The sequence below is a fragment of the Gemmobacter lutimaris genome, assembly GCF_003570715.1.
GTDB classification, from domain to species: domain Bacteria; phylum Pseudomonadota; class Alphaproteobacteria; order Rhodobacterales; family Rhodobacteraceae; genus Gemmobacter; species Gemmobacter lutimaris.
Window position 1 is genome coordinate 1 of sequence record NZ_QXXQ01000031.1, and the last position, 8,813, is coordinate 8,813.

Annotated in this window: 2 protein-coding genes; both read left to right on the forward strand. The window is 70.2% G+C overall.

The annotated features are described in order from the left end of the window. The coding region (locus D2N39_RS22025) for an amino acid adenylation domain-containing protein (protein ID WP_119136866.1) at window positions 1-1,469 on the forward strand (1,469 nt) is incomplete at its 5' end. After that, window positions 1,466-8,813 (forward strand): non-ribosomal peptide synthetase (locus D2N39_RS22030; RefSeq protein ID WP_119136867.1); only part of this gene is annotated, 7,348 nt, incomplete at its 3' end. The genes D2N39_RS22025 and D2N39_RS22030, both read left to right, overlap by 4 nt.

Consider the following 8,813-nt stretch of genomic DNA (forward strand, 5'->3'; position numbering starts at 1 on the left):
AATCCCTGACCCCCGCCCCGGTCCTGACCCTCGCCACCCACCCCGCCCCCGAAACGGGCGAGCCCGAAGCCCGCTCCCTCCCCGAAACCCCGCCCGAAACCCGAACAACCCCCCAAAACGCCGCCTATGTCATCTACACCTCAGGCTCCACAGGAAAACCAAAAGGCGTCTGCGTCGATCACAGGGCCATCGTGAACCGGGTGCTGTGGCTGCATCATGCCTTTGCGGTGCAGCCCGAGGACCGGATGGTGCAGAAGACGCCCTTCGGTTTCGACGTGTCGGTGGGCGAGATCTTCCTGCCGCTGGTGGCCGGGGGGATGCTGGTCATCGCGCGGCCGCGCGGCCATGTCGATGTCGCCTATCTGGCGCGGCTGGTGCGGGAGGAGGCGATCACGCTGATCCATTTCGTGCCACCGATGGTGGAAGCCTCGCTGGGGCAGGCCGATCCGTCGGATTACGCCTCGCTGCGCGGGGTGCTGTGTTCCGGGCAGGCGCTGCCGCGCGCGGTGCAGGACCGGCTGGCGGAATTCGTGCCGCATGTGCGGCTGCATAACCTCTATGGTCCGACCGAGGCGGCGGTGGAGGTCACGCATTGGCCCTGCGCGCCGGAAGATCCGCGCTTCGGTCCGGGGGTGCCCATCGGGCGGCCCATCGACAATGTGGCGATGTATGTGCTGGACGACGATATGGAGCCGGTGCCCGTGGGTGTGCCGGGGCATCTGTTCATCGCCGGGATTGCGCTGGCGCGGGGCTACGTGAACCGTCCCGACCTGACGGCGGGGGCCTTCATCCCCGATCCGCTGGGCCCGCCCGGCAGCCGGATGTATCGCACCGGTGACCGGGCGCGCTATCTGCCGAACGGTGCCATCGACTTCCTTGGACGGGCGGATGACCAGCTGAAGATCCGTGGCGTGCGGATCGAGCCGGGCGAGGTGGAGGCGGCGATCATGGCCTGCGGCATCCGCGAGGCGGTGGTGGTGGCCGGGCCGGATGCCAGCGGCGAACTGGGTCTGATCGCCTATGTCGTGGCGCGGTCCTTCGACGAGGCGGACCTGCGCGAGCAACTGGCGGGCCGGGTGCCCGACTTCATGATGCCCACGGCTTTCGTGGTGCTGGAGGCAGTGCCGCTGACACCGAATGGCAAGGTGAACCGCAAGGCATTGCCTGCGCCCGATTTCACCAAGGCGGTGGCCTTCGTCGCCCCCCGGACCGAGACCGAGGCGCGCATTGCCGCGATCTGGGCCGAGGTTCTGGGCCGCGAGGAAGTCGGTGTGACCGACAACTTCTTCCGGCTGGGCGGCCATTCGCTGCGGGCGGTGACGGCGCTGAACCGGCTGGGCGAGGCTTTCGGGATCGAGATCGGGCTGGAAAAGGCCTTCGCGCTGCAAACCGTGGAATCGCTGGCCCGGCATATCGACAGCCTGCGCGGACCCGCGCCGGAGACCCCGAAGAAGAAGATGCGGATATGACGGCAGCGGTTCTGTGGCGGCGGCTGGCCGCGCTTGGCATCACGGTTTCGGCGGATGACGGCGATCTGGAGCTGGAGGGCGATCTGGAGGCGCTGGACGAGGCGCTGATCGCCGAGATCCGGGCGGCGAAGCCTGCGCTGCTGGACTGGATCGCGGCGCGGGAAATCCGGCCGCGCCCGGAGGCGGCGGCGGATTATCCGCTGTCGGGCCAGCAACAGAGGCTGTGGTTCGTGCAGACGCTGGACCCCGACAGCGCGGCCTATAACCTGCCCGCGGCCTTCCGGCTGAGCGGCGCGCTGGATGTGGCGCGGCTGGAGGCGGTGCTGCACCGGATCATGGTGCGCCACGCCGCGCTGCGCACCCGCTTCGTGGCGGTGGACGGTCTGCCGCGTCAGGTGGTGCTGCCACCGGAGGCGGCGCGGATCACGCTGGACGTCACGGATCTGACGGGCGTTCCGGCTCAGGCCCGGCTGGAGGAAGCGCGGCGCCTTGCGGCGGTCGAAGCGGCACGGCCCTTCGATCTGTCGGTGGCGCCGCTGATCCGGGCAGCGCTGTTCCGGCTGGGCGCGCGCGATCACCTGCTGGTCATCACCCTGCATCATATCGTGGCCGATGGCTGGTCCATCGCGCTGCTGATGCGCGAGGTGGCCTTGCTGTGGCATGGCGAAAGCCTGCCCGCCCTGAGGCTGGACTATGCCGATTACGCGCTGTGGCAGAACGGTCCCGGCGCGCCGGTTCAGGACGAGGCGCTGGACTGGTGGAAGGCGGCGCTGGCCGATCTGCCGCCGGTGTCGACCTTCCCCGCCGATTTCGCGCGCCCGGCGCTGCCCTTGGGTCAGGGCGGCGCGGTGGATCTGGAGCTTGCGGCGCCGGTCGTGGCCGGGCTGCGGCGGCTGGCCGCGCAACAGGGTACGACGCTGTTCACCCTGCTGCTGGCGGGGCAGGGGGCCTTGCTGGCCCGCTATGCCCGGCAGGAGGACATTTGCATCGGCAGCCCGGTTGCCAATCGCGCACGGGCCGAGGTCGAGGGGATCTTCGGCTTCTTCGTCAACATGGTGGCGCTGCGCTGCCAGCCCCGGCCTGACCTGCCGCTGGGGGATTACCTGCGCGCGGTGCGCGAACAGGTGGAGGCGGCCTTTGCCCATCAGTCCGCCCCGTTCGAGCGGGTGGTGGAAGCGACGGGTGCCGCGCGGCGGCTGGATCAGGCGCCCTTGTTCCAGACGGTGCTGGTTTTACAGAATGCCGCCGGGCAGGCGGTGCATCTGCCGGGGCTGGAGGTCACGCCCTTCGCGCTGCCCGCCGCACCGCCGAAATTCGATCTGACGGTGACGGCGGTGGAACTGCCCGAAGGCGGGCTGAGCCTGCAACTCGCCTATGATGCCGGGTTGTTCCGGCCGGATACGGCGGCACGGATCGGGCGCAACCTGACCGCGTTGCTTCAGGCCATGGCGGCGGCGGATCTGTCGGTGCCGCTGGGCGATCTGCCGATCCTGGGGATCGAGGAGCAGGCGCTGCTGACGGTGACGCTGGCGCGCGGGGCGCGCAGCGAGGGGATGGCCGATCCGGTGGCGCGGCTGGCGGCGCTGGCTGCCGGGGCGCCGGATCATCCGGCCATCGTTTGCGGCGCGGCGGGGCTGAGCCGGCAGGGGCTGGACCTGCTGGCGCGGCGCTTTGCCACCGCCTTGCGGGCGCGGGGAATCGGGCCGGGCCATCTGGTGGCGATCCATGCCGAGGCCGAACCCTGGCGCGTGGCGGCAATGCTGGCGGTGCTGCGCTGCGGGGCGGCCTATCTGCCGCTGGAGCCATCTTATCCGGCAGAGCGGCTGGCCTATATGCTGGAAGATGCGGCCCCGGCGCTGGTGATCGGCGGGCGGGTGGCCTTTGCGGGCGGGCGGCCCTGCCTTGACCCGGCCGATGTGGCCGGGCTGCCGCCCGATGACAACGCCCCGCTTGCCGCCCCGGCCGAGGCGGCGGCCTATGTGATCTATACCTCCGGCTCCACCGGGCGGCCCAAGGGTGTGGTGGTGCCGCATCGCGGCCTGCGCAATCTGTGCAACTGGATGGCGGACTATCTGTCCTTCGGCCCGGACAGCCGCTTCGTTGCCACCATGCGCTTCGGCTTTGACGGTTCGGTGGCCGAGACATGGCCGATCCTAGCCGCCGGCGGCACGCTGGTCATGACGCCGCAGCCGGTGCAGGACGATCCGGCGCATCTGCTGGACTGGCTGGCCGATCAGCAGGCGGATGCCTGTTTCCTGACCACGCCGCTGGCCGAACTGGGCATGGCGGGCGGGCAGCTTGACCGCGCGGGCATGGCGGTGATGACCGGCGGTGACCGGCTGCGCCAACGTCCGGCCGAGGGCGCGGGCTGGGTCTTGCACAACAATTACGGCCCGACCGAGACGACGGTGATCGCCACGGCGGGCGCGGTGGCGCCGGGGGCGGGCGATGATCCGGCGATCGGTCAGCCTATCGGCAATACCCGCATCTACCTGCTGGACGCCCGGCTGAACCCGGTGCCGCTGGGCGCGGTGGGGGAGCTGTGGATCGCGGGCGAGGGCGTGGCGCAGGGCTATCTGAACCAGCCGGGCCAGACGGCGGCGGCCTTCCTGCCCGATCCTTTCGGGCCGCCCGGCGCGCGGATGTATCGCTCGGGCGATCTGGCGCGGCGGCGGGCGGATGGCGCGCTGCACCATCTGGGCCGGGCCGATGCGCAGATCAGCCTGCGCGGTTACCGGATCGAGCCGGGCGAGATCGAACAGGCGCTGACCCGGCAGCCGGGGGTCGAACAGGCGCTGGTTCTGGCGCGCGAGGGGCGGCTGCTGGCCTGGGTGATCGCGGCGGAAGGCGCTGCCGATCCGGCGGCGCTGCGCCGGGCGCTGGCGCGCGACCTGCCCGAACATATGGTGCCTGCCGCCATCCTGCCGCTGGGCAACTGGCCGATGACGGCCAATGGCAAGATCGACCGCGCCGCCCTGCCGCAGCCGGAGGTGCAGGCCGGCAGCTTCACCCCGCCGCAGGGCGAGACCGAGCTTTGGCTGGCGGGCATCTGGCAGGATCTGCTGGGGGTCGCGCAGGTCGGGCGCGAGGATAATTTCTTTGCCCTTGGCGGGCATTCGCTGCTGACGACACAGGCGGCCTCGCGCATCCGGGCGGAACGGGGGGCCGACCTGCCGCTGCGGCTGTTCTTCGAGGCGCCGACGCTGGCCGATCTGGCGGCGGCACTGGACGAACGGGCGGCGACAGGCGCGCGGGGCCTGCCGGTCTTGCATCCGCGCGCGGCGGGGCGGGAGGATCTGCCCTTGTCCTTTGCCCAGCAAAGGCTGTGGTTCCTTGACCAGCTTGAACCGGGCAATCCGTTCTACAACATCCCCGGCGCGCTGCGGCTGCAAGGGCGGCTGGAGCACGGGCTGTTGCAGCAGACGCTGGACCGGCTGATCGCACGGCACGAGACGCTGCGCACCCATTTCCCCACTGTGCAGGGCGTGCCCCGGCAGGTGGTGCGGCCCCGGCTGGATCTGCCGCTTCGGGTGACCGACCTCTCCGCCCATGACGCCGCCACCCGCGACCGGCTGGCGCGCGATCTGGTGGCGGCGGATGCCCGCGCGCCTTTCGATCTGACGACCGGCCCGCTGCTGCGGGCGCATCTGGTGGTTCTGGCCCCCGAGGATCACCTGCTGCTGGTGAACCTGCACCACATCATTGCCGACGGCTGGTCAATGGGTGTGCTGATGCGCGAGGTCGCGGCGATCTATGCCGCGCTTCAGGCGGGCGAGGGGGCCGACCCGCTGCCGCCCATGCCGGTGCAATACGGCGATTTCGCGCTGTGGCAGCGCGACTGGCTGTCGGGCGAGGAACTGGCGCGGCAAGAGGGATACTGGCTGGCGCGGCTGGCCGATCTGCCCGCGACGCCGCTGCCGCTGCCGCTGGATCATCCGCGCCCTGCGGCGCAAAGCCACCGGGGCGCGACCCACAGTTTCGACATCGGCGCCGGTCTGGCGGCGCGGCTGAAGGCGCTGGCCTCGGGGCAGGGCGCCACGCTGTTCATGGTGCTGAACGCGGTCTATGCCGTGCTGCTGGCGCGGTATTCCGGGCAGACCGACATTCCGGTGGGCAGCCCGATCGCCAATCGCCGCTCGGCTCAGGTCGAGGGGATGATCGGCTTCTTCGTCAATACCATCGTGCTGCGCCATGCGGTCGAACCGGGGCAGAGCTTTGCCGGATTCCTGTCGCAGGTGCGCCGCACCGCGCTGGAAGCCTTCGACCATCAGGATCTGCCGTTCGAGCAGTTGATTGACCTGTTGAACCCCGAACGCAGCCTTGCCCATGCGCCGGTGTTTCAGGTCAGCTTCGCCCTGCAAAACGCACCCGCGGCGGCAGCGGATCTGCCGGGGCTGCGGCTGCTGTCGGTCGAGGCCGAGGCGGTGACCGCCAAATTCGACCTGACGCTGACCGGCTTTGAAACCGGGACGGGCCTGCATTTCGATTGCGAATATGCCACCGACCTGTTCGATGCGACGACCATCGAGCGGTTCTGCCATGACTATGCCGCGCTGCTGGGGGCGGTGGTGGATGCGCCCGATACGGCGCTGCATGCGCTGCCGCTGGTGACAGCGGAAGATCGCGCCCGGCTGGCGGGCTGGAACGACACCGCCGCGCCGATGCCCGCCGAAAGCGCGCTGGCGGCTTTCGAGGCGCAGGCGCAGGCCCGGCCCGACGCGGTGGCGCTAAGCTGGAATGACGAAGACCTGACCTATGCCGCGCTGGACCGCCGGGCCAACCGGCTGGCCCATGCGCTGATCGCGGCGGGGTTGCGGCCGGGCGCGGCGGTGGGTCTGGGCTGCGGGCGCGGCCCTGATCATGTCGTGGCCATGCTGGCGGCGAACAAGGCGGGGGCGGTCTATGTGATGCTGCCGCTGGACGCGCCGGATGACCGCATCGGATTCATCCTCCGCGATACCGGGATGCGCCATGTGATCGGCCGGCCGGAACCGCGCTGGGGCGATGCCATCGTCATCGCACCCGAGGCCGAGGGCCAGCCGGGGACGCCGCCCGCTGTGGCCCGCCCCGACCGCGCTTATGTCGTTTATACCTCCGGCACGACCGGGGCGCCCAAAGGCTCGATCAATACCCACAGCGGCCTTGCAAACATGAGCCGCTGGTATGCCGGTCTGTGTGACCTCCGCCCCGGCACGGCGGTTTCGGTGGTGGCGAATATCGCCTTCGACGGCATCCTGCCGGAAATCTGGCCCGCGCTGATGGTCGGGGCCCGGCTGGTTCTGGTGCCGGACGAGGTGCTGCGCGATGCCTGGGCGCTGGCCGATCATCTGGCCCGCGCGCGGGTCGAGGTGCTCTATCTGCCGATGGGCTATCTGGAGACGCTGGCCGCCACCGGCTTCAACTGGCCGCAGAGCCTGACGCGGGTGGTGGCGGGCGGTGACCGGATGAAGCGCTATGTCCTGCCGCCCGAACGCGGCCTGCCGCTGATAAACATCTACGGCCCCTCCGAGACGCAAAGCATTTCCACCGCCGAGACGGTTCTGCCCGGTCACGACGGGCCGATCACCATTGGCCGCCCGATCCCGAATGTGCGCATCCATATCCTCGATGCGATGCTGAACGAACTGCCGCCGGGCGCGGTGGGGGAGATCTGCATCGCCGGCGCCGGGGTGGGCGAGGGCTATCTGGCGCGGCCCGGCCTGACGGCGGAACGCTTCGTCCCCGATCCCTCTGGCCCGCCCGGCGCGCGGATGTATCGCAGCGGCGACATGGGGCGCTTTCTGCCCGATGGCCGCATCGACTATCTGGGCCGCGGCGACGGGCAGCTGAAGATCCGGGGCTTCCGGGTAGAGACCGGCGAGGTGGAGGCCGCGCTGCTGGCCCAGCCCGGTATCGCCGAGGCGCTGGTGCTGGCGAAGCCCGATCCGGTGGCAGGCGCGCGGCTGCTCGCCTGGGTGGTCCCCGAGGCCGAGAGCCGCGAAAGCACGCATTGGGAAAGCACCTTCGACCAGATCTATGCCGAGGAAGCGGCGGACGAGACCCCGGCGGACAGCGGTTTTGACATCACCGGCTGGACCGACAGCTATTCCGGCGCCGCGATCCCGGCACCGGAAATGGCCGAATGGCTGGAGGAAACCATCGCCCGCATCGCCGGCCTGTCGCCCCGGCATGTGCTGGAAATCGGCTGCGGCACCGGCATGATCCTGCATCGCATCGCCGGGCAGGCCGAAACCTATACCGGCACCGACCTGTCGCAGACCGTGCTGACCCGACTGGCGCGCAGCCTGCCGCGCGATCATGCGGTGCGCCTGCTGCATGCCCCCGCCGACGACTGGTCGCAACTGGGGGACCAGCGGTTCGATACGGTGATCCTCAATTCCGTGGCGCAGTATTTCCCCGGTCTCGCCTATCTGGCGGACTGGCTGGCCGGGGCGGTGGCCCGCGTCGAAACCGGCACCATCTTCTTGGGTGATCTGCGCAATTTCGCGTTGGCCGAGGCGTTCCAGACCTCGGTCGCGCTGCATCATGCGGGCCCGGCTGCGACGGTGGCCGATCTGCGGCAGGATGTGGCGCGGCGCCTTGCGGCCGAACCGGAACTGCTGGTCGATCCGGTCTGGTTCCATGCCTTCGCCGCCAGCCAGCCGCGCATCTGCCGCGTCGATGTGCTGCCGAAGGAAGGTGCCGCGCGGAACGAGCTGATGCGCTTCCGCTATGACGTGCTGTTGCATATCGGCCCGGTGGCGGCACAGACCCCGGAGGACTGGCAGCCCGCCCCGCTGCCCGAGGCGCTGCCCGATCTGCTGGCGGCGGCTGTGCCGCGTCTGGCGCTGCGCGACCTGCCCTTTGCCCCGCCTGCCGGGCCGCTCGCCTCGGCGCGGCTGCTGCATGAACTGCCCGATGCGGCCCCGGCCAACGCCGTGCGGGTGCCGGAGCCTGCGGGCTTTGACGCGCGCAGCCTGCGCGATCTGGCGGCGGCGCATGGCTATCATCTCGATCTCGGGCTGGCCTCCGGCACCGGGCATGTGCATGCGGTGTTCCGCCGCGAGGATGCGCCCCCGGCGCATTGGCCGAGCCTCTGGCCCAAGCCGCCGCGCCTGTCGCTGCGTCTGGCCAATACGCCGCATATCCCCGAGCGCGACACCACCCTGTCACGCCGGTTGACCGAGGCGCTGGGGCAGAGCCTTCCGTCCTACATGTTGCCGTCGTCGATCATGGTGTTGTCTGGATTTCCGTTGAGTTTGAACGGGAAGGTGGATCGTCGGGCTTTGCCTTTGCCGGTGGTTCAGGGGGGTTCGGTTGTGGTCCGGGCCGGGGTTGAGGCGGAGTTGGCGGGGCTTTGGGCGG